The sequence below is a fragment of the Curtobacterium caseinilyticum genome (assembly GCF_030363035.1).
Lineage (GTDB): Bacteria > Actinomycetota > Actinomycetes > Actinomycetales > Microbacteriaceae > Curtobacterium > Curtobacterium caseinilyticum.
The window spans coordinates 17438-37638 of record NZ_JAUCMN010000013.1 but is presented as its reverse complement, the minus strand read 5'-3'; the positions used below and the strand labels follow the sequence as shown (position 1 = coordinate 37638).

General features: G+C 71.4%; 21 protein-coding genes and 3 tRNA genes. 6 read left to right on the top strand and 18 right to left on the bottom strand.

Going from position 1 to position 20201, the window contains the following annotated elements:
• Positions 1-130: 130 nt before the first annotated feature.
• From QUG93_RS15160 to tilS, 15 genes are all read right to left on the bottom strand, one after another.
• Positions 131-1204: a sigma-70 family RNA polymerase sigma factor gene (locus QUG93_RS15160; protein WP_289475314.1), complete on the bottom strand. Its 1074-nt coding sequence runs from the start codon at positions 1202-1204 to the stop codon at positions 131-133.
• A 346-nt stretch (positions 1205-1550) separates the two neighbouring features.
• Positions 1551-1682, bottom strand: a complete 132-nt coding sequence (locus QUG93_RS15155; protein WP_289475312.1) for a hypothetical protein — start codon at positions 1680-1682, stop codon at positions 1551-1553.
• A gap of 63 nt (positions 1683-1745) precedes the next feature.
• Positions 1746-1880, bottom strand: a complete 135-nt coding sequence (locus QUG93_RS15150; RefSeq protein WP_289475311.1) for a hypothetical protein — start codon at positions 1878-1880, stop codon at positions 1746-1748.
• A gap of 54 nt (positions 1881-1934) precedes the next feature.
• Complete coding sequence (locus QUG93_RS15145; RefSeq protein ID WP_065961734.1) at positions 1935-2138, bottom strand: hypothetical protein; 204 nt, start codon at positions 2136-2138, stop codon at positions 1935-1937.
• A 114-nt stretch (positions 2139-2252) separates the two neighbouring features.
• On the bottom strand, positions 2253-3788 hold the full coding sequence (lysS, locus tag QUG93_RS15140) for a lysine--tRNA ligase (RefSeq protein WP_289475301.1): 1536 nt from the start codon (positions 3786-3788) through the stop codon (positions 2253-2255).
• 124 nt (positions 3789-3912) lie between these two features.
• Positions 3913-4605, bottom strand: coding sequence for a Rossmann-like and DUF2520 domain-containing protein (locus QUG93_RS15135; protein ID WP_289475300.1), 693 nt, complete (start codon positions 4603-4605; stop codon positions 3913-3915).
• Positions 4602-6383 carry a PH domain-containing protein gene (locus tag QUG93_RS15130; RefSeq protein WP_289475299.1) on the bottom strand — a complete coding sequence of 594 codons (1782 nt, stop codon included), beginning with the start codon at positions 6381-6383 and terminating at the stop codon, positions 4602-4604. The genes QUG93_RS15135 and QUG93_RS15130 overlap by 4 nt, the downstream gene beginning before the upstream one ends.
• Positions 6384-6391: 8 nt before the next feature.
• Positions 6392-6913: a PH domain-containing protein gene (locus tag QUG93_RS15125; RefSeq protein WP_289475298.1), complete on the bottom strand. Its 522-nt coding sequence runs from the start codon at positions 6911-6913 to the stop codon at positions 6392-6394.
• Between the two features lie 22 nt (positions 6914-6935).
• On the bottom strand, positions 6936-7424 hold the full coding sequence (locus QUG93_RS15120; protein ID WP_289475295.1) for a DUF3180 domain-containing protein: 489 nt from the start codon (positions 7422-7424) through the stop codon (positions 6936-6938).
• A complete protein-coding gene (gene folK, locus QUG93_RS15115) occupies positions 7421-7951 on the bottom strand; it encodes a 2-amino-4-hydroxy-6-hydroxymethyldihydropteridine diphosphokinase (protein ID WP_289475293.1) in 531 nt (176 codons plus the stop codon). The genes QUG93_RS15120 and folK overlap by 4 nt, the downstream gene beginning before the upstream one ends.
• A complete protein-coding gene (folB, locus tag QUG93_RS15110) occupies positions 7948-8337 on the bottom strand; it encodes a dihydroneopterin aldolase (protein WP_289475289.1) in 390 nt (129 codons plus the stop codon). Before folB ends, folK begins: the two co-directional genes overlap by 4 nt.
• On the bottom strand, positions 8334-9299 hold the full coding sequence (gene folP, locus QUG93_RS15105; protein ID WP_289475286.1) for a dihydropteroate synthase: 966 nt from the start codon (positions 9297-9299) through the stop codon (positions 8334-8336). Before folP ends, folB begins: the two co-directional genes overlap by 4 nt.
• A gap of 6 nt (positions 9300-9305) precedes the next feature.
• Complete coding sequence (ftsH, locus tag QUG93_RS15100) at positions 9306-11291, bottom strand: ATP-dependent zinc metalloprotease FtsH (RefSeq protein ID WP_289475283.1); 1986 nt, start codon at positions 11289-11291, stop codon at positions 9306-9308.
• A 160-nt stretch (positions 11292-11451) separates the two neighbouring features.
• Positions 11452-12003: a hypoxanthine phosphoribosyltransferase gene (hpt, locus tag QUG93_RS15095; protein ID WP_031272831.1), complete on the bottom strand. Its 552-nt coding sequence runs from the start codon at positions 12001-12003 to the stop codon at positions 11452-11454.
• 9 nt (positions 12004-12012) lie between these two features.
• Positions 12013-13032 (bottom strand): tRNA lysidine(34) synthetase TilS, encoded by a 1020-nt coding sequence (gene tilS / locus QUG93_RS15090; RefSeq protein WP_289475280.1) that lies wholly within the window; start codon positions 13030-13032, stop codon positions 12013-12015.
• 51 nt (positions 13033-13083) lie between these two features.
• On the opposite strand from tilS, the gene QUG93_RS15085 reads away from it, so the two are divergent.
• Positions 13084-13575, top strand: coding sequence for an inorganic diphosphatase (locus QUG93_RS15085; protein WP_289475278.1), 492 nt, complete (start codon positions 13084-13086; stop codon positions 13573-13575).
• 129 nt (positions 13576-13704) lie between these two features.
• Here the strand turns inward: QUG93_RS15085 and QUG93_RS15080 are convergent, their stop codons facing one another.
• Together QUG93_RS15080 and QUG93_RS15075 are read right to left on the bottom strand one after the other, a co-directional pair.
• The gene (locus tag QUG93_RS15080; protein WP_289475275.1) at positions 13705-15243 is read right to left on the bottom strand and encodes a C40 family peptidase; all 1539 of its coding nucleotides are present in this window, start codon (positions 15241-15243) and stop codon (positions 13705-13707) included.
• A 33-nt stretch (positions 15244-15276) separates the two neighbouring features.
• The gene (locus QUG93_RS15075) at positions 15277-16554 is read right to left on the bottom strand and encodes a M23 family metallopeptidase (protein WP_289475272.1); all 1278 of its coding nucleotides are present in this window, start codon (positions 16552-16554) and stop codon (positions 15277-15279) included.
• A 256-nt stretch (positions 16555-16810) separates the two neighbouring features.
• Between QUG93_RS15075 and QUG93_RS15070 the strand changes: the two genes are divergently transcribed.
• The 3 genes from QUG93_RS15070 to QUG93_RS15060 all read left to right on the top strand — a co-directional run bounded on the left by QUG93_RS15070 (position 16811) and on the right by QUG93_RS15060 (position 17084).
• A tRNA-Glu gene (locus tag QUG93_RS15070) sits at positions 16811-16883 on the top strand.
• Positions 16884-16933: 50 nt separating this feature from the next.
• Positions 16934-17010, top strand: a tRNA-Asp gene (locus QUG93_RS15065).
• A 1-nt stretch (position 17011) separates the two neighbouring features.
• A tRNA-Phe gene (locus QUG93_RS15060) sits at positions 17012-17084 on the top strand.
• Positions 17085-17251: 167 nt separating this feature from the next.
• Here QUG93_RS15060 and QUG93_RS15055 read toward each other — a convergent pair.
• Positions 17252-18262, bottom strand: a complete 1011-nt coding sequence (locus QUG93_RS15055) for an aldo/keto reductase family protein (RefSeq protein WP_289475269.1) — start codon at positions 18260-18262, stop codon at positions 17252-17254.
• Between the two features lie 155 nt (positions 18263-18417).
• On the opposite strand from QUG93_RS15055, the gene QUG93_RS15050 reads away from it, so the two are divergent.
• Entirely contained in the window at positions 18418-19134 is a 717-nt protein-coding gene (locus QUG93_RS15050) for a hypothetical protein (protein ID WP_289475266.1), read from the top strand.
• Between the two features lie 58 nt (positions 19135-19192).
• Positions 19193-20188 (top strand): SDR family oxidoreductase, encoded by a 996-nt coding sequence (locus tag QUG93_RS15045; protein ID WP_289475262.1) that lies wholly within the window; start codon positions 19193-19195, stop codon positions 20186-20188.
• Positions 20189-20201: the final 13 nt, after the last annotated feature.

Here is a 20201-nt window from a genome sequence, read left to right as displayed (position 1 = left end):
CCCGGACAGACGAGTGGCCCGCCCAGGCAGTGCCTGGACGGGCCGTCCCATCACCCCACCGGGAAGCCTTCCCACAGGACGACCCGGTTCCCCGAGCCGGCGCTCACGCACCGGCCGAAGCCTGCTGACCTCAGTCGGTCAGGTACAGCTGCATGTCCTGGCTCACGGCCTTGGCGAACAGACGCAGCTTGGCACGCGACTCGACACGGCTGACCGCCTGACGCGTGGTGTGGACGATCTTCGAGATCTCGTCGAGGGTCATCGGCTTGTCGTCGTCCAGGCCGTAGCGCATGCGGATGACGTTCGCCTCGTCGCTCGGCAGCTCGGCGACGATGGAGCGGATGTCGCGGTGCAGCAGCGTCGTCTCGGTGAGCTCGTTCGGGCTGGCGGCGTCCTCGTCCTCGATGAAGTCACCGAGCTCGCTGTCGTCGGAGTCGCCGACCACGGTGTGGATCGACACCGGCTCGTGCGAGCGTCCCTTGAGGTCGAGGAGTTCCTCGGTGCTCATGCTGAGCTCGGCGGCGACCTCGTCGGGCATCGGCGCGCGGCCGAGGTCGACGGTCAGGTCACGCTCGGTGCGCGAGATCTTGTTGATCAGCTCCACGGTGTGGACCGGGATGCGGATGGTGCGCGCCTTGTCGGCGAGACCCCGCGAGATCGCCTGGCGGATCCACCAGGTCGCGTAGGTCGAGAACTTGTAGCCCTGCGTGAAGTCGAACTTCTCGACGGCACGGACCAGGCCGAGGTTGCCCTCCTGGATGACGTCCATGAACGGCAGGCCGCGCTGCGAGTAGCGCTTCGCGATGCTGACGACCAGGCGGAGGTTCGAGGTGATCATGCGCTCCTTGGCACGCTCACCGTCGCGGACGAGCCAGCGCAGCTCGCGCTGCAGGGTCTTGTCGATGCCGGCCTCGGTGTTCAGCTTCTCCTCGGCGAAGAGCCCGACCTCGATGCGGCGGGCGATGTCCGCCTCTTCCTCGGCGGTCAGGAGCGAGAGCCGGCCGATGTGGCGCAGGTAGTCGCCGACCTGGTCGACCGAGGCGCCGCGGACGCCCGCGAGCTGCTCGTCGGCCTCGACCTCGACGGCGTCGAGCGTGGTGGTCTCCACCGCGGCGTCCGCGGTCTTCGCGGCTGCTGCCTTCTTGCTGCGGCGCGCGGTCGTGCCAGTGGTCGTCGTCTTCGGTGCTGCTGTCGCGATCGTCATGGTGACTCTCCCTGCGGTTCGACGGTGATGGCCTCGTTGGGGGTGGTCATGAGTAAAGCGGTCGCAAGGTGTACCCCACAAACCGATCGGATCGATTCCCAGGGAACGCCGTGGTTCACCCTCCGAACTGTCCCCCGCGGGGTACAGGCCCGACGACAGCATGGCCCCGCTCATGCCCCGCGGGCAAGGGGATGTCGCCGTGTTTCCGGTGTTGCACGGGTGTTTCGTCGACGTTGCCGAGCCTGTACCCCGGGGTGCTGCGTCGAGCGGACACGGAAAAGGGGTACGGCGTTCCGGATCGTCGCGATCCGGACTCCGTACCCCGAAGAGCGGTGGCCGAGGGGCCTCACCAGGACGGCTCGAGCCACCCGTCCCGTCGCTTGGAGGTCTCGTGGTCGGCGTCACGGTCGAACTCGTCGTACTCGCTCTCGATGTCGCCGACGAGGCTGCGGCCGGTGAAGGCATGGGTGCTGGACATGCGGACGATGCTCACGCGGTCGGGCGACGGTGGGGTGAACGCCCGGTGACGGCTCGCGGACGCTCAGACGTCGATGTCGTCGTCGTCATCGTCCTGCCAGACGGCATCGCGTGCCGCGTCGGGCAGGACGGAGTGCCCGAAGGCGTCCTCGGGGTCGAGGTCCGCCGGGTCCGACGGCAGGAAGGGACGTGCGCTCACCACGTCACTGCACCACCCGACGGTGAACGGGCGGTGACGGACTGCTCGGGCGGGCTACTCCGCCGAGGTCGGTGCGGGCGCCGGGCGGCCGTGCTCACGCTCGAAGCGGGCACGCTCCTCGGCCTCGACCTTCGCGTACGCCGAGCGCTCGGTCCGGTCGGCGCGCATGATCGCGCGCATCACGAACCAGAAGATCAGGCCGACGACGACGGTGGGCGTCACGGCGAAGACGATCCCGGTCACGACTCCATCTGGCACCGGAGCATCGTACCTCGCCCCGGTGAGCGCAACGTGCCCGTGACCGTGCCCGGACGGACGGGAGGCGCGGTGCCAGCCGGCACCGCGCCTCCCGTCCGTCGTGTGGTCGGGGCCCTACTTGACCAGCGGGAACAGGATCGTCTCGCGGATCCCGAGACCGGTGATCGCCATGAGCAGGCGGTCCACGCCCATGCCCATGCCGCCCGAGGGCGGCATCGCGTGCTCGAGCGCGCGCAGGAACTCCTCGTCGACGCGCATCGCCTCGGGGTCACCGCCCGCCGCGAGCTTCGCCTGCTCGACGAAGCGCTCGCGCTGCACGACGGGGTCGACGAGCTCGGAGTACGCCGTCGCGAGCTCGAAGCCGCGGACGTACAGGTCCCACTTCTCCACGACGCCCGGTCGGGTGCGGTGCTCACGCGTCAGGGGCGAGGTGTCGACCGGGAAGTTCATCACGAACGTCGGAGCGTGCAGCTTGTCGGAGTTGAAGTGCTCCCAGAGCTCCTCGACGTACTTGCCGTGCGTGGCGTGCGCGACCTCGACACCTTCGGCCGCGGCGAGCGCCCGCAGCTCGGAGAGGGGCGTCTCGGGGGTGATCTCGTGGCCGGACGCCTCCGACAGGGACCCGTACATGTCCATGCGCGCCCAGTCGCCACCGAGGTCGTACTCGGTGCCGTCCGCCAGCGTGACGACGAGCGATCCCCCGGTGACGGCCTTCGCGGCGTTCTGCACGAGCTCCTGCGTCAGGTCCGCCATCTGCTCGTAGTTGCCGTACGCCTGGTACGCCTCGACCATCGCGAACTCGGGCGAGTGCGACGAGTCCGCGCCCTCGTTCCGGAAGTTGCGGTTGATCTCGAACACCCGGTCGATGCCGCCGACGACCGCGCGCTTCAGGAACAGCTCCGGCGCGATGCGCAGGTAGAGCTCGGTGTCGAAGGCGTTCGAGTGCGTGACGAAGGGCCGGGCCGAGGCGCCGCCGTGCTGGGTCTGCAGCATCGGGGTCTCGACCTCGAGGTAGTCGTGGCCCGTGAACGTCTGCCGGAGCGACGCCATGACGGCCGCACGGGCGCGGACCGTCTCCCGCGCCTGGTCGCGGACGATCAGGTCGAGGTACCGCTGGCGGACGCGGGTCTCCTCGCCGAGCTCGTTGTGCAGGTTCGGCAGCGGCAGGATCGCCTTCGCCGCGATCGCCCACTCGTCGACCATGATGCTCAGCTCGCCACGACGCGAGGAGATCACCCGACCGTGCACGAACACGTGGTCACCGAGGTCGACGAACTCCTTCCAGCGCGCGAGGGACTCGTCGCCCACCTCGGCCAGGGAGACCATCGCCTGGATGCGGGCGCCGTCACCGGACTGCAGCGTGGCGAAGCAGAGCTTGCCGGTGTTGCGCGAGAACACGATGCGGCCGGCGAGCCCGACGACGTCCTGCGTCTCCTCACCGGTCTCGAGGTGCGCGTACTGCTCGCGGACCGCCGGGATCGTCGTGGTGATCGGCAGCTCCGCCGGGTACGCCTCGATGCCCGCGTCGAGCAGCTTCGCCCGCTTGTCGAGCCGCACCTGTCGCTGTTCGCTGGTCTCCGCGGCGGCGAGCTCCGCGGCGGAGGGGCCGTCGCCCGAGGGCTCGGTGGCGGGTGCGGTCTCGTCGGTCATGCTGGTGCGGCTCCGATGGGGTCGTGGGGGATGCACCGATGGTACCGGCCGCACCGCACCGCCCGCCCCCGCTCGACCCGGTCGGCACGGTGGGTCGGGCCGGTGCCCCTCGCCGGGCGAGGGGCTACAGGGTCGCCTGGCCGTCGGCGGCGGCGAGGGCGTTCTCGACCGCGGAGCGCACGAGTGCTCCGAGGACGCGGCCCGGGTGCTCCACGCCGATGCCGGACAGCGTGCCCGCCGACTGGTCCACGATCGCGGTCGAGAACGACACCGCGGCACGTACCGCGTCGGCGTACGCCGGGCGGTCCTGCTCGGTGACGACGAAGGGCTCGGCACCCATCTCGACGACGAGTGCCTGGGCGATCGGGAGGACCGGCGCGGGTGCGGTCACGGCGCAGTACGCGTCGCGGAGCCGGACGAGGTCGACGCTCGTCCCGGTGAAGGCCATCGCCGGGTGGATCGCGAGCGGGATCGCGCCGGCGGACGTCGCCGGGCGCAGGACCTCGACGCCGTGGTCGGGGCTGGTGTGCACGACGAGCTGTCCGGGCTGCCAGATGCCGGCGTCCGCCAGGCCCTGGACGAGCGACGCGAGCTGGTCGTCCGGCACCGCGAGCAGGACGAGCTCGCTGCGCTCGACCAGGTCCGGCGTCGCGAGCACCGGGGCGCCGGGCAGCATGGCCTCGGCTCGGTCCCGCCCCGCGTCGGAGACGGCGGTCACCCCGACGACGGCGTGCTCTGCGTTCGCGAGCGCCGCTCCGAGGACCGGCCCGACGCGCCCTGCGCCGACGATGCCGACGCCGAGTCGTCCCGCCCTCACCGTGCGGCTCCGGGTGGCGGTACGTCGGTCCACCGGGCGGGAGGCGCGGGGCGCGTCCCCCCGTCGGCCTGCGACGTGCCCGTGGGTGCGTGCAGAGCCGTGGGCGCCTGCGGGGCGGTGGTCGCCGCCCACTGCGGGTGCGGAGCGGACGTGGCGGGGGTGGGGCGGGCCTCCCGTTCGCGCCAGCGGTGCGTGGTGTCGACCGCGGCGGCCTCGACGGCCCGGTGGGCGGTCTGCGACCAGAGCTGCTGCGCGTCGTGCGCGTCCAGCGCGCCGATGCGGGGGGACACCGGCCCGGCCACCGTGTGCACGTGCACCGAGGCGAGCCGGAGCACCCGCTCGAGCGGACCCTGTTCGACCTTCACGCTCTGCACCCGCGGCAGCGGCACGATCACGAGCGACCGCCACACGGCGCCGAGCCGCAGGAGCACCGCGCCGGGCACGAAGCGGTACCCGTTGCGACGGAACGCGAACGGGCGGAGCCAGGCGCCGCGGCCGGGCGAGTGCACGAAGCCGCCGCGGTCGCCGGTCGTGGTGAGGCTGTCGTCGACCACGTTCACGGCCTCGGAGGAGCCCTCGCGGAGTTCCTCGCGCGAGGCCGACGGACCGACGACCGCGGTGCCGACGAGTCCGGGCAGGATGATGTCGAGCACCTGGCGGACGTCCTCGGCACGGCCGACGGGCAGCACGATCGAGGACACCTGCTGGTTGTTCGACGCCCCGTTGCCGGCGTTCGTCGCACGGTTGATCCGGACGTCCCACCAGCCGAACGGACGCCAGAGCAGCGGCTGCGCGACGCTCACGGCGTGGATGCGTCCGGGCGGGAGCGTCTCGTTCGACGTGGACACCAGGCCGAAGCCGATCCGGATGCCGTCGCGGGTCTCGGCGATCGTGTACTGCAGCGACCGCGAGAACTTCCGTACGTAGTACCCGCCGGCGCCGATGACCACCGGGAACAGGCCGAACACCAGGCCGTACTCGCCGGTGAGTGCGATGCTGACGACCATCGCGGCGACGGCCAGCAGGATGACGACCGTGGTGCCGGAGAGCAGCATCGACGCGATGAGTCGACCGGGGTGCACCTTCACGATCCGGGTGGCGTGCACGGCTGCGGGGTCCAGCTCGGGCGAGAAGAGCTCGTCGACGCGGTCCTGCAGGACGCCGTTCGACGCACGTCCCGCTGCCTGCTCGTCGTCCTGCGCGCCCGACGCCAGCACGAGGATGCGCTGCCGCAGGTCGTCCGCCGCCCGCGCGCCGAGGTAGGCGAGCTGGACGTTCGCGTCGTTGCCCGCCTGCGCGATCTCGAGCTTCGCGGTGCCGACGATCCGCGGGATCACCGGGCGCGAGATGTTGATGCCCTGGATCCGGTCGAGCCGGGCCTTCCGGTGGCTGCGGAACAGCACGCCGGACCGGACCTCGACGACGTCGCCGGTGACGCGGAACTCGTGCATGCGCCAGGAGACGGTGAACAGCCCCAGGAGCACCAGCAGGAACACGACCACACCGAGCAGCACCCAGCCGACGGCACCGTGTTCCCACACGTAGCGGACGGGGTCGCCCTCGTCCTGCGGTCCGCCGCCCGGGATGAAGACCTCGAGCAGCTGGTCGCGCAGGTTGCTGAGTACGTACCCGAGCACGACGATGAGGAAGATGCCGCCCTTGAGCAGCGGTGTCAGCGGGTGCAGGCGGTGCCACTCGCCGTCCGTCAGCGGTGCCGCGGCGGCAGCGTCGCCCTGCCGCGGTGGCGCCGGGGGTGGGGGTCCGGGTCGGAACGTCATCGGAGCCCTCAGAGCCCGGCTCGGCGGGACTCGGCGAGCTCGACGAGCCGGTCACGGAGCTCGTCGGCGTCGGCGGCGGGGATGCCCGGGATGCGGACGTTCGTCGAGGCCGCCGCGGTCACGAACTTCAGCTCGCTCAGCCCGAGCACGCGGTCGAGCGGCCCGCGGTTCACGTCGACGAGCTGCATGCGGCCGTACGGCACGGCGGTGAAGCGCTGCCACATGAGCCCGCGGCGCAGCACGAGGTCGTCCTCGCGCAGGGCGTACCCGATCGCGCGGACCCGGCGGGGCGTCAGGACGGCGGTGACCAGCGCGATCAGGGCGACCGCGATCGCGACCAGGGTCCAGACCGTGCCGGCCGGGGCCCCGAAGCCGTCGAAGAGCACCGCGAAGAGCACGCAGCCCGCGGTGACGACGACGCCGACCACGACGGTGCTGACGAGCTCCGTCCACACGAGCTTCGGCGACACCCGCGTCCACGTGGTCCCGGTCAGGCCGAGCCCCGGCTCGTCGAGTCGTTCGAGCGGCATCACGGCCTCCTGCGGTCGTCGGTCAGTTCGCCGCCGTCCCGCCCCTCGGCAGGTCGTCATCGTCGTCGCCCGGCGGCGGCGCCATGCACATGCGCTCGGCGACGAGCGCGCACACCACGAGCACGAGACCGCCCCCGACCGCCACGGCGTTCGGCAGGACCGAGCCTAGCGGCGGCAGGGCCGACCTGGTCAGGAGGTAGACGAGCAGCCCGGCGGCGAAGGCACCGAACAGCGCCCCCGCGATGCTCGACGCCTTCGCGAGCACCACGACGCGGGTCGCGTACAGCGGGTCGACCGCGTGCTGGCGGCTGGCACCGTCACGGGCGTGCCGGCGGACCGGCCGGGCCATCGCGACGACCGCGACCCCGATCAGTGCGAGCGTGACGCCGAGGGGGGTCGAGAGCAGCAGCGTGGGCTCCTGGCGCGAGGCGAGCACCGCGTCGAGGGCGAACCCGGCGACCGCGGCGACGACCGCGACGCTGAGCAGGGTGGAGGCACGGGTGGGCTTCACGCGGCGGACCCCCGCTCGTGCTGCTCGAACAGCCGCGGCTCGTCGACGCGCTCGGTGTCGTCGCCGATCGCCTCGAGCAGGTCCGCCACGCGTCCGACACCGGGGAGCACGGCCTCCGGGTCGGCATCGACCCACGGCGCGAGCACGAACGCCCGCTCCCCCGCGCGCGGGTGCGGCACCGTGAGGGTCGCCGTGTCGAGCCGGAGGTCGTCGATCGCCACGACGTCGAGGTCGAGGGTGCGGTCACCCCACCGGACCTCGCGCGTCCGACCGTGCTCGTCCTCGATGCGGTGCAGGGCGTCGAGCAGCGCCTGGGGAGCCAGGTCGGTGTCGACCACGACGACGGCGTTCCGGTAGCGGGGCTTCGACGGGTCGAGCCCCTCGACCGTCAGGGCGACCGACTCGACCTCGCGGCTCGAGGCCACGGGCCGGACGCCCGGCACGGCCGCGATCGCCCGGGCCGCGGCGCGGAGCGTGCTGCCGCGGTCGCCGAGGTTCGCGCCGAGGGCGATGACCGCCCGGCTCACTCTTCTTCCTCGTACGGCAGCGCGCCACCGCGGGTGCGACGGATCGTGATCGAGACGTCGGTGAAGGGCACCGTGATCGGCGCCTGGGGCTTGTGCACGGTCACCTCGGTCGCCAGGGCCGCTCGGTGCGTCAGGACCGCGGCGGCGATGCGCTCGGCGACCGTCTCGATCAGGTCGACCGGGTCACGTTCGATCTCGGCCACGACCTGCTCGGCGAGCACGCCGTAGTGCACCGTGTCGGCGAGGTCGTCGCTGCCGGATGCCGTGCTCGCGTCGACCTCGACCGCGACGTCCACGACGAAGTCCTGGCCGTCCTGGCGCTCGTGGTCGAAGACGCCGTGGTGCCCTCGGGCACGGACCCCGGTCAGTCGGATGGTGTCCCTCATGTTCGCGCTGCCCTCCAGGCATCCCAGACGTCGAGCACGGCACGGGTCGGTGCCGGGTCGTGCACGCGGACGCCCCACGCACCGCGCTCGGCGGCGAGCAGGCTGATCGCCGCGGTGGCGAGGTCGCGGTCCCGCGGCGGGGCACCGGCGGCGCTGCCGACCCCGTCCAGGAAGCGCTTGCGCGAGGCGGCGACGAGCACCGGCAGGCCGATCGAGGCGAACCGCTCGTAGCCGGCCAGGATCTCCCAGTTCTGGGCACCCTGCTTCGCGAAGCCGAGGCCCGGGTCGATGACGACCTGCTCCTGGCGGACCCCGAGCACGATGAGCTCGGCGACGCGGAGCTCGACCTCGCGCCGTACTTCCTCGACGGCGTGCGTGTACTCGGCGTTCCGGTACATGCGGTCGCTGTGCCCGCGCCAGTGCATCACCACGAAGCCGGCGCCGGTGTCCCGCACGACCCGGACCATGTCGGGGTCGGCCAGACCGCCGGACACGTCGTTGACGATGACCGCGCCGGACTCCACCGCGCGCTCGGCGGTCTCGGCGTTCATCGTGTCGACGCTGACGGCGATGCCCTCGGACACGAGCTGGCGGACGACGGGCAGCACGCGCTCCTGCTCGACCGCCACGGGGACGCGCTCGGCACCAGGGCGGGTGGACTCGCCGCCGACGTCGACCAGGTCGGCGCCGTTCGCCACGAGCTCCCTGGCATGCGCGACCGCGGCGTCCACCGCGAGGTGCAGGCCGCCGTCGCTGAAGGAGTCCGGCGTGACGTTGAGGATCCCCATCACCCGCGTGCCCGGCGTCCGCTCGTCACGCTCCCGCCGACGGCCGGTCACGATCTCCGGCACCGGGGCGGGTGCGCGGAGGTCGATCGCGACCGTCGGGGGCGCGGCGGCGGCTGCGCGGGCCCGGCTCACCTCGGCGAGCCGGCGTGCTCGTCTCGTCGGCAGGTCGGTCATGCCGGACTAGGCGGGGGCGATACCCGGGTTGCCGAACGGACGCCGACGGGGCTTCGACGACTCGGTGTCGCCCTGCTCCGCAGCCGTGGACGCGGCACGGCCCGGGTACGAGATCGCCGGCAGGGTCGAGACCGGGCGGCTGTCGCTGGACAGCCACTGCGGGCGCTCCGGGAGCTTCCGGACGTCCTTGAAGATCTCGACGAGCTCCGGCGCGTCCAGCGTCTCCTTCTCGAGGAGCTCGCCGGCCAGGCGGTCGAGGATGTCGCGGTTGTCGTTGAGCACCTGGTACGCCTCGTCGTGCGCGGACTCGAGCAGGGCGCGGGTCTCGGCGTCGACGGTCTCGGCGATGTTCTCCGAGTAGTCGCGTCCGCTGCCGCCGCCCATCTCGCGGCCGACGAACGGCTCGCTCGACCCGGACCCGAGCTTGACGGAACCGACGGCACGGCTCATGCCGTACTCGGTGACCATCTTGCGCGCGGTCGAGGTGGCCTTCTCGATGTCGTTCGACGCACCCGTGGTCGGGTCGTGGAACACGATCTCCTCGGCGACACGACCACCCATGGCGTAGGTGAGCTGGTCGAGCAGCTCGTTGCGCGTCACGGAGTACTTGTCCTCGAGCGGGAGCACCATCGTGTAGCCGAGGGCGCGTCCGCGCGGCAGGATCGTGATCTTCGTGACCGGGTCGGTGTGGCGCATCGCGGCGGCCGCCAGGGCGTGTCCGCCCTCGTGGTACGCCGTGATGAGCCGCTCCTGGTCGGACATGATGCGCGTGCGGCGCTGCGGGCCGGCCATGACGCGGTCGACGGCCTCGTCCAGGGCCCGGTTGTCGATGAGCTGCGCGTTCGAGCGGGCCGTCAGCAGCGCGGCCTCGTTGAGCACGTTCGCCAGGTCGGCACCGGTGAACCCGGGCGTCTTGCGGGCGAGCAGTTCGAGGTCGACGCTCGCGGCGAGCGGCTTGCCCTTCGCGTGCACCTCGAGGATCTGCTTGCGGCCCTGCAGGCTCGGGGCGTCGACGCCGATCTGGCGGTCGAAGCGGCCCGGACGCAGCAGGGCGGGGTCGAGCACGTCGGGACGGTTCGTCGCGGCGATGAGGATGACGTTCGTCTTGCCGTCGAAGCCGTCCATCTCGACCAGGAGCTGGTTCAGCGTCTGCTCGCGCTCGTCGTTACCGCCGCCGATGCCGGCACCACGGTGGCGGCCGACGGCGTCGATCTCGTCGATGAAGACGATCGCGGGGGCGTTCTGCTTGGCCTGGTCGAACAGGTCACGGACACGGCTCGCACCGACACCGACGAACATCTCGACGAAGTCCGAACCGGAGATCGAGTAGAAGGGCACGCCGGCCTCACCCGCGACGGCGCGGGCGAGCAGGGTCTTGCCGGTACCGGGAGGGCCGTACAGCAGCACGCCCTTCGGGATCTTCGCGCCGACGGCCTGGAACTTCGCGGGCTCCTGCAGGAACTCCTTGATCTCGTGGAGCTCCTCGATCGCCTCGTCCGAACCGGCGACGTCGGCGAAGGTGACCTGCGGGTTCTCCTTGTTGTTCATCTTCGCGCGCGACTTGCCGAACTGCATCACCTTGGAGCCGCCGCCCTGGGCGCTCGACAGGAGGAACCAGAACAGGGCACCGATGATCAGGAACGGCAGGATGATGCCGAGCAGCGACAGGAACCAGTTGCCCTGCTGCACGGTGTCGTTGTACCCGTCGGGCAGGTTCGCGTCGTTGACGGCCTGGATGACCTCTTCACCGCGCGGCGTGGAGTAGTAGAACTGCTCCTTGGCGTTGCCGTCCTTGAGCGTCAGGTCGACGCGCTGCTCGGTCGAGTTGACGACCACGGACGAGACCTTGCCGTCGGCGAGCTGCTCGAGACCCTTCTGGGTGTCGATCTGCTGCGTGCCGGACTGCGCGATGACGCTCCAGCCGATGAAGATGCCGACCAGCGCGATGAGCACGTAGAGGTACGGGCCGCGGAAGATGCGCTTGAAGTTCATGTGATCCGGGCGCGAGGGCCCGACACCTTTCTCTGCCGGAGTTGCGTGGAGGTCAGCATACGGCGGCGACTCTGTGGCGAGAATGGGTGTCCTCTGCGGGCGAACTCCACCCGTGCCCGGAGCCGGCCGAGCGCGACCGGTGCGTCAGCGCGGCTCGCGGTCAGGAGTAGACGTGCGGGGCGAGCACGCCGATGCCGCGCAGGTTGCGGTAGCGCTCGTCGAAGTCGAGGCCGTAGCCGACCACGAACGCGTCCGGGATCTCGAAGCCCGCGTACTTGACGTCGACCTCGACCTTGGCGGCCTCGGGCTTGCGCAGGAGCGCCACGATCTCGACGCTCGCGGCACCGCGGGACTCGAGGTTCTGCTTGAGCCAGGACAGGGTCAGACCGGAGTCGATGATGTCCTCGACGATGATGACGTCGCGGCCGTGCAGGTCGGTGTCGAGGTCCTTGAGGATCCGGACCACGCCGGACGACTTCGTGCCGGAGCCGTACGACGACACCGCCATCCAGTCCATCCGCGCCTGCATCTTGAGGTGCCGCGAGAAGTCCGCCATGACCATGACGGCGCCCTTCAGCACGCCGACGAGCAGCGGGTCCTTGCCCGCGTAGTCGCGGTCGACCACCGCGGCGAGCTCGGCGAGCTTCTCGTCGATCTGCTCGGGGGTGAAGAGCACTTCGGACAGGTCTGCCTGGACGTCGGAGAGTTCCACCAGAGCACTCTAACGGGCCGAGAACGCGATGCGCTCGCCCTCCCGCGCGGCCCGGACGCCGGGCAGGTCGATCGGTCCCTGGCCGTGCCAGTCGGTCACGAGTCGGCAGACCTCGAGCGTCTGCGAGCGGGAGAGCGTCACGCCGAACTCGCCCTCGACGGCCAGCCGGACGAGCCGCTGCCGGAGTGCGGGCGGGTTCGCCTGCAGCCCCGCCACCGACAGGGAGATCCCGGCCTCGGCGTGCTCGGCGAGGTCCTCGGCCATCTCCTCGGCGAAGTGGTCCAGGGCCGCCGAGTCCTCGCGGAGCTGCTCCGCCGTGCGGGCGAGCGCCTCGGGAACCCCGGCGCCGAGCTCACGCTCGAGGGTCGGCACGACCGTGTTCCGTACACGCACGCGCGCGTACGCGGGGTCGTCGTTCTGCGGGTCGTCCCACGGCACGAGCCCCGCGGCCGTGCACGCCTGGCGCGTGGTGTGCCGACGGAGGCCGAGCAGGGGCCGACCGTAGGCCGGTCCGGTCGTCCGCCGCGCGAGCGGCGGCATGCCGGACAGGGCGTCCGGCCCGCTGCCGCGCAGCAGGCCCAGCAGCACCGTCTCGGCCTGGTCGTCCAGGGTGTGCCCGAACAGCACCAGAGGTGACCCCGTCGCGGCGGCGACCTCCGCGATCGAGGTGTGCCGTGCCTCCCGTGCGGCGCCCTCCGGGCCACCGTCGGAGCCGACGGCGACCCGGCGGACCGTCACCGGGTCGAGACCCAGCGACGCGGCCTGCCGGGAGGCACGGGTCGCCACCGCCTCACTGCCCGCCTGGAGCGCGTGGTCGACGACCACCGCACCGGCCCGCAGGTCCTGCTTCGGCGCCTCGAACGCGGTGGCCGCGGCGAGCGCGAGCGAGTCCGCGCCGCCGCTCAGGGCGACCGTGACCAGGTCGCCGGGGCGCACCAGGGCGTCGGTGAGCGCCTGCGCGAGCAGCGTCCGCACCGCGAGGCGGGTCGCTGCGACGGCGGGGTCCAACCGGGGACGCGGAGAGTTCACCCGGTAACGTTAGCCGCGCTTTCTTCCCGCACATGAGACCAGGAGCGCACCATGACCGCGTACGACGTCGTCGTCGAGATCCCCAAGGGCAGCCGCAACAAGTACGAGGTCGACCACGAGACCGGTCGCGTGTACCTCGACCGCGTCCTGTTCACCTCGTTCGTGTACCCGACCGACTACGGCTTCTTCGAGAAGACCCTGGCCGACGACGGCGACCCCGTGGACGCGCTGCTGCTCCTCGAGTTCCCGACGTTCCCGGGCGTCGGCGTGAAGGTCCGTCCGGTCGGCGTCTTCAAGATGAGCGACGAGGCCGGCAACGACGAGAAGGTCCTCGTCGTCCCCGCCAAGGACCCGCGCTGGGCGCACATCCAGGACATCTCGGACGTGCCGGAGCAGACCAAGGCCGAGATCGCGCACTTCTTCGAGCGCTACAAGGACCTCGAGCCGAACAAGTGGGTCAAGGCCGAGGGCTGGGGCGACGCCGCCGAGGCCGAGCGGATCGTGCAGGCGGGCCAGGCCGCGTACGTGCCGTCCGGTCACTGACGGTCGGGTCGATCCCTCGGAACCAGGTTCCGGACACAGCACCGCGCTTCTTCGTGGTGCGGTGTCCGGAACCTGGTTCTTCTTTCGCGGTGTGCGCGCTCGGCCGGGGCGGGGTGCCTCGGCGGAGCGCTACATCGAGCCGCTCGGACGCGCGACGTACGGCAGGAGCTGGCTCGGCGTCCAGATCGCCCGCTCGAGCACGCCGCGCTGCGGGTTGGCGGCCTCGACCATCATGCCGCCGCCGGTGTAGATCGAGTCGTGGTACGCCCCGCTGACCGAGCCGTTCGACGAGTAGAAGAGGATGTCGCCGGCCTGACGCTGGGAGAGCGGGACGAGGCGGCCGATCGACGCGAAGTGGTTGTACTGCCAGACGACGTTGTGACCGCCGGTGGTGATGCCCTGCGAGTTGTAGGCCATCATCACGAGTCCCGAGCAGTCCCACTGGTTCGGGCCGGCACCCCCGAAGACGTACGCGTCGCCGATCTGGGCACGGGCGTACGCGATGGCGCCGGCGGCCTTCGAGGGGCTCGGGGCCGGGGCAGGGGCGGGTGCCGGCGCGGGGGCCGGTGCCGGGTTCGAGGGGGTGCTCGGCCGGGACGGCGTGCTGGGGCGCGAGGGCGTGCTCGTGCTGGGGCGGGACGGGGTCGACGGGGTGCTCGTGCTCGGGCGGCTCGGGCTGGTCGTGCTCGGGCTGCCGGTGCTCGCGCCGGGGCTCGTCGTGCTCGGGGTCGTCGTGCTCGGGCTCGTCGTGCTCGGTCGTGACGGGACGCTGGGCGACGACGGGTCCGTGCTGGAGCCCGTGCCACCGCTCGGCTGGGTGGTCGTGCTGCCACCGTCACTGCTGCCACCGTTGCTCGCGCCACCGGTCGCCCCGCCGTCGCTGCCGCCGGCTCGTGCGGCCAGCTGCTGCTCGGCGCGGGCTGCCTGCTGCGCGTCCCAGTAGGCCGTCTCGGTCGCGACGCTCGTGCCCTTGAGGAACGCGAGCTGCTCGAGGACCTCGGACTGCTTCGTCTGCTGCTGCTGCACGCGCGTCCGGGCCGAGGCAGCGAGCGTGTTCGCCTGGTCGAGGGCGTGCTCGGAGGCCTTCGTCGCCTTCGCCAGGGCCGTGGTCGCCGCGGCCTGCTGCGCGGCGATCGACTCCACCGTGTTCTGGTCGGTCTGCGCCTGGGCGAGGACCCGAGCCGACCGCTCGGACAGGTGCGAGACGGTGCCGACGCGGTAGAGCAGGTCCTTCGCGTCCGAGGCGTCGACGAGCATCGAGGTCGACAGGTCCCCGCCGCCGGTGCGCGACAGCTCGACGACGAGCCCGGCGACCTGCGCGGCCGAGTCCTTCGCCCGACGCTCGGCGCGCTCCGCCTGCGCCGTGAGGTCGTCGAGGGTGTCCTTCGCGTCCTGCTGCCGGGACGCCGCCATCGCGTAGTCCTGGCCCGCCTGCAACTCCGCCACCTGCGCCGAGTCCGCGGCGTCCTGCAGGGTCTGCAGTCGATCGCTCAGCTCGTCGACCGTCTGCTGCGCCCGGGCGGTGTCCGCCTTCGCCTCGCGCACGTCGTCCCAGCTCGGGGCCGACGGTGCGGCCTGGGCGGGTCCGGCGATCACGACCGACAGACCGATGCCGAGGACGGCGACGACCGCGGTGCAGCCGGACAGGGTGCGGGGGGAGGGCTTCATGTCGTGCTCAGGGCCTCTCGACGGCGCTGTTGCTCATACCGAGATCCCCCGCGCTGCCATGAAGGGGACCGGGTCGACGGCGGAACCGCCCACCCGGGTCTCGAAGTGGAGGTGGCATCCGGTCGACCACCCGGTGGAGCCGATCTTCGCGATCTGCTGCCCGGCCTCGACGTGCTGCCCGACGGAGACGAGGATGCCCCCGTCGACGATGTGTCCGTACGCGGTGGAGATCCCACCGCCGTTGTCGAGCACGACCTCGTTGCCGTACCCGCCGCCGTTGGCCGCGAAGGTCACCGTGCCGGAGTGCGCGGCGTAGATCGGGGCGTAGCAGGCGGGGGCCAGGTCGACCCCGGCGTGCAGCGCGCGGTAGTGCGTGTACGGGTCGACGCGGTAGCCGTAGGGGCTCGTCTGGTACCCACCCGAGGGGCGGACCCAGCCGGAGGAGTTCGGCGTCCCGCCCCCGGTGCCGCCCTGGCTGGTGGCCGCGGCCTTCGCGGCGGCACGGGCTGCTGCGGCTGCGGCTGCGGCTTGCCGTGCCTTCTCGGCCGCGACGCCCTTGTCGTAGGCCGCCTCGACGTTCTTCGCGTTCGTGGTGAGCAGGGTGAGCTGGGCCTCGAGCCGGGCCTTGTTGTCCGCCTGGGCGTCCACCGCGGTCTGCGCGCGGTCTGCGGCGTCCTGCGCGGCCTGCATCTTCGCCTGCGCCGCGTCGGCCAGGTCGCCGAGGGCTTCCTTCGCCTGCTCGGCACGGTCGGCGAGGCCCTGCGCGACGCCGCGGTCCTGCGAGGCCTGGGAGTAGATGCCGTCCGCCTGCTCCGACAGCTTGGACATCGCACCGAGCTCGTAGAGCAGGTCGCCGGAGTCCGAGGGGTGCGTGAGGATGTCGGTCGTCACGTCGTTCGCGCTCGCCCGGCCGAGCTGCGCGGCGAGCTGCCCTGCCTGCGCCTCGGAGCGCTTCGCGGTGCGCTCGGCGTCGTCTGCCTGGCCCTGCAGGGTCTGCTCTTCGAGCGTCGCGGCGTCGTACTCGGTCTGCGCGTCCTGGTACGCCTTGCCCGCGGCCTCGGACGCCGCCTGCGCGGCGGAGGCCTTCGACGTCAGGTCCGCCAGGAGCGCCTTGATCTCGGTGACCTTGGCCTGCTGGGCGTCCTTCGACGCCTTCGCCTGCTCGACGTCGGACCAGCTCGGGTAGCTCGCGGCGGTCGCGGCCGAGACCGGTCCGACCGCGGCCAGGGCCCCTGCGGTGAGCACGACGGCGACCGCGGCGGCGAGGACGCGGCGGCGGGGGCGGGGGAAGAGGTGAGGGGCAGTCGACATGGTCTCGATCTCGTAACAGCGCGGCGGGGCTCACGCACGTGACGCTGTCAACAGGGGCAACAGTAACAACAGGCGTCACACGACGGACACCCCCGAGCGAGGGTGCTGGGACGCCCACGATGGTCGCACCAGGGGCACGTGCGAGCCGCATCGGGGCCGCGCGACACGCCGGGGATGCACGATCGGGGGCGCTCGATTTGTGCATCACGCAGAGCGTCCGTATGCTTGACTCCCGGTAGCGCACGGCGCAGCTTGCGGCCCTATCGTTTAGTGGCCTAGGACACCGCCCTTTCACGGCGGCAGCACGGGTTCGAATCCCGTTGGGGTCACTCCACGTGAGTGAGCAAGCAGCTGAGCACCACCACACAACACAACACATGGCCCTGTAGCGCAGTTGGTTAGCGTGCCGCCCTGTCACGGCGGAGGTCGCGGGTTCAAGTCCCGTCAGGGTCGCCACGGCTGGATAGCTCAGTTGGTAGAGCGTTCGACTGAAAATCGAAAGGTCCACGGATCGATGCCGTGTCCAGCCACGGTGAAGAGCCCCTCACGAGAGTGAGGGGCTCTTTTGCGTTCCCGGAGTCTGCTCGGCCCCGTCTCGGTCCCGTGGGTGGAACCACGTTCCCGACGTCGAACCAGGGCGTGCGGCTGGTTCGACGTCGGGTTCGTGGTTCGACACCACTGCGGGGTGCCGTCAGGCTCAGACCTCGCGGGTCTTCGGCGAGCTCTCGTTCGTCTTCGCCGGGTCGCGCTCCACGACCGAGCCGAGCGCGTCGTCGATGCGGGACATGAGCTCCGCGGGGATCCGCACCCCGGCAGCACCGGCGTTGTCGTGCACCTGCTCCGGGCGCGACGCACCGATGATCGCCGACGCCACGTTCTCGTTCTGCAGCACCCACGCGACCGCGAGCTGCGCCATCGACAGGTCCAGCTCGTCGGCGACGGGCTTGAGCTCCTGCACGGCGGTGAGCACCTCGTCGTTCATGAAGCGCTCGATCATCTTCGCGCCACCCTTGTCGTCCGTGGCACGCGAACCCTCGGGCAGCGGCTGACCGGGCTGGTACTTGCCCGTCAGGACACCCTGGGCGATCGGGGACCAGACGATCTGCGAGATGCCGAGCTCCTTCGAGGCCGGGACGACCTCGCCCTCGATGACGCGCCAGAGGGCCGAGTACTGCGGCTGGTTCGAGATGAGCTGGAAGCCGAGGTCCTTCGCGAGTGCGGCGCCGGCGCGGAGCTGGTCGGCGGTCCACTCGGAGACGCCGACGTACAGGACCTTGCCCTGGCGCACGACGTCCGCGAACGCCTGCATCGTCTCCTCGAGCGGCGTCTCGTGGTCGAAGCGGTGCGCCTGGTACAGGTCCACGTAGTCGGTCTGCAGGCGCTCGAGCGACCCGTCGATCGACTCGAGGATGTGCTTCCGCGAGAGTCCGGTGTCGTTGTGCCCCTTCGGGCCGGTCGGACCGAAGACCTTCGTCGCGATCTCGAGCGACTGGCGCCGCTCCCCCTTGAGCGCCTCGCCGAGGACGGTCTCGGCACCGGTGTTCGCGTAGACGTCTGCGGTGTCGAACGTCGAGATGCCGACGTCGAGGGCGGCGCGGACGCAGGCGATCGCCGCGTCGTTCTCGACCTGGGAGGCGTGGGTGAGCCAGTTGCCGTAGGTGATCTCGGACACCTTGAGGCCCGAGTTGCCGAGGTATCGGTACTCCATGTGCGTTCACTCCTGTCGTGGAGCGCGTCGGTGCGCCCCGCCCGTGACGGTAGTCCGCGGCAGCCGTGCCGCTTCCACCGTTCGCGGTGCGACGGGTACGGTGAAGTATCAGTTGTTCGGGGCAAGACGAAACCCCGGCGATGTGGCCGAGGCCAGTGATCGTTCCGGGGTCTTCGGGAGCGATGCTACACGAAGGGGGATCGTCGGTGGAAGGACGGCTCGTGACACGCGACGACACGCTCGTCGAGGTTCTCACCAGGGATCGGCTGGCGTCCTACGAGCGATCTGCGGGGCGGCTTGCGGGAGCGCTCCGGCTCTACGAGTGGAACATGCGGGCCGCTGCAGCCGTGACGGAGTTGACCGGTGTCGTCGAGGTCGTGGCGAGGAACGTCATGGACGCCGAGTTACGGTCATGGGCAGCATCTCGACGTCAGCGGGCGACGTGGTTCGACGTCGCACCGTTGGACCGACCAGGCCGCCGCGACCTCGCGAAGGCCCGGGACAGAGCGACGCGCGGGGGAAGGCGCCCGGAAGTGCACGGTCGTGTGCTGGCGGAACTCTCGTTCGGCTTCTGGCGGTACCTGGTCGAGTCCCGCTACCTCACGTCGCTCTGGACGCCGGCTCTGCACCGCGCATTCCCCTGTGGTCCGCCCGACGTCCTGACACGGCAGCGTCAGGTCCGGGCTCGCATGCAACAGTTGCACTTCGTTCGGAACCGCGCCGCCCACCACGAACCCGTCCACCAGCGCGACCTCCACCGCGACCTCGACGACGCGCTCGAACTGCTCGGCTGGATCCACCCGGCCGCCGCCGAGTGGGCAGCGGACGTGACGTCGCTCCGCGCCGTCCTCGACGCCCGACCCAGCGGCTGAGGGGCAGGATCGCAGGGGCGCGGTGCACAGCGGCACCGCCGGGAGCGAAGGAGCATCCATGTCGGGACCGAGCGTGCTGTTCATCGGCGGCAGCGGCATCATCAGCGCCGCGTGCGTCCGCGAAGCCGTCGAGCAGGGGTTCGACGTCACCGTGCTCAACCGGGGTGAGACCGACAAGCGGCCGATCCCGGAGAGCGTGACGCGCCTCCAGGCCGACGTGTCGGACCGCACCGCGCTGGAAGCCGCGATCGGCGACCAGCGGTGGGACGTCGTCATCGACTTCGTGGCCTTCACGCCGGACCAGGTGCAGCGGGACATCGAGGTGTTCACCGGGCGGACGCGGCAGTACGTGTTCATCTCGTCGGCCTCGGCGTACCAGACGCCCGCGACGCACCTGCCGATCACCGAGTCGACGCCGCTGAAGAACCCGTTCTGGCAGTACTCCCGGGACAAGATCGCGTGCGAGGACCTGCTCACGAAGGCGTACCGCGAGGACGACTTCCCGATGACGATCATCCGTCCGTCGCACACCTACGACGAGACGCTCGTGCCGTTCTCCGGCGGGTGGACCGTGCTCGGGCGGATGCGTGCGGGGAAGCCGATCGTGGTGACCGGCGACGGCAGCTCGCTGTGGACGATCACGCACGCGCGTGACTTCGCCGTCGGCTTCGTCGGGCTGCTCGACCGGGCCGAGGCGATCGGCGAGGCGTTCCACATCACGGGCGACGAGGCGCCGACGTGGAACCAGATCGCGCACGAGCTGGCGGCCGCGGCCGGCGTCGAGGACCTGCAGCTCGTGCACGTGCCGGCGGACGCGATCAACGCGGTCGACGCCGACTGGGGCGCGAGCCTGCTCGGCGACAAGGCGAACACGTCGGTGTTCGACAACACGAAGGTGCAGACGCTCGTGCCGGAGTTCGCGCAGACGACCTCGATCCGGCAGGGCGCGCGGGAGATCGTCGCGTGGTTCGACGCCGACCCGTCGCGCCAGGTCACGGACGAGCGGCTCGACGGGCTGATGGACGAGCTCGTGGAGCGTTGGCAGGTGCGCTGACCCGCAGCGGGAC

Bases quoted from the DNA above. Each gene is read 5' to 3' on its own strand.
- QUG93_RS15160 (WP_289475314.1), bottom strand. From the start codon at position 1,204: ATGACGATCGCGACAGCAGCACCGAAGACGACGACCACTGGCACGACC.
- QUG93_RS15155 (WP_289475312.1), bottom strand. From the start codon at position 1,682: ATGTCCAGCACCCATGCCTTCACCGGCCGCAGCCTCGTCGGCGACATC.
- lysS (WP_289475301.1), bottom strand. From the start codon at position 3,788: ATGACCGACGAGACCGCACCCGCCACCGAGCCCTCGGGCGACGGCCCC.
- QUG93_RS15130 (WP_289475299.1), bottom strand. From the start codon at position 6,383: ATGACGTTCCGACCCGGACCCCCACCCCCGGCGCCACCGCGGCAGGGC.
- QUG93_RS15125 (WP_289475298.1), bottom strand. From the start codon at position 6,913: ATGCCGCTCGAACGACTCGACGAGCCGGGGCTCGGCCTGACCGGGACC.
- folB (WP_289475289.1), bottom strand. From the start codon at position 8,337: ATGAGGGACACCATCCGACTGACCGGGGTCCGTGCCCGAGGGCACCAC.
- folP (WP_289475286.1), bottom strand. From the start codon at position 9,299: ATGACCGACCTGCCGACGAGACGAGCACGCCGGCTCGCCGAGGTGAGC.
- ftsH (WP_289475283.1), bottom strand. From the start codon at position 11,291: ATGAACTTCAAGCGCATCTTCCGCGGCCCGTACCTCTACGTGCTCATC.
- QUG93_RS15085 (WP_289475278.1), top strand. From the start codon at position 13,084: ATGACCGCGTACGACGTCGTCGTCGAGATCCCCAAGGGCAGCCGCAAC.
- QUG93_RS15080 (WP_289475275.1), bottom strand. From the start codon at position 15,243: ATGAAGCCCTCCCCCCGCACCCTGTCCGGCTGCACCGCGGTCGTCGCC.
- QUG93_RS15075 (WP_289475272.1), bottom strand. From the start codon at position 16,554: ATGTCGACTGCCCCTCACCTCTTCCCCCGCCCCCGCCGCCGCGTCCTC.
- QUG93_RS15055 (WP_289475269.1), bottom strand. From the start codon at position 18,262: ATGGAGTACCGATACCTCGGCAACTCGGGCCTCAAGGTGTCCGAGATC.
- QUG93_RS15045 (WP_289475262.1), top strand. From the start codon at position 19,193: ATGTCGGGACCGAGCGTGCTGTTCATCGGCGGCAGCGGCATCATCAGC.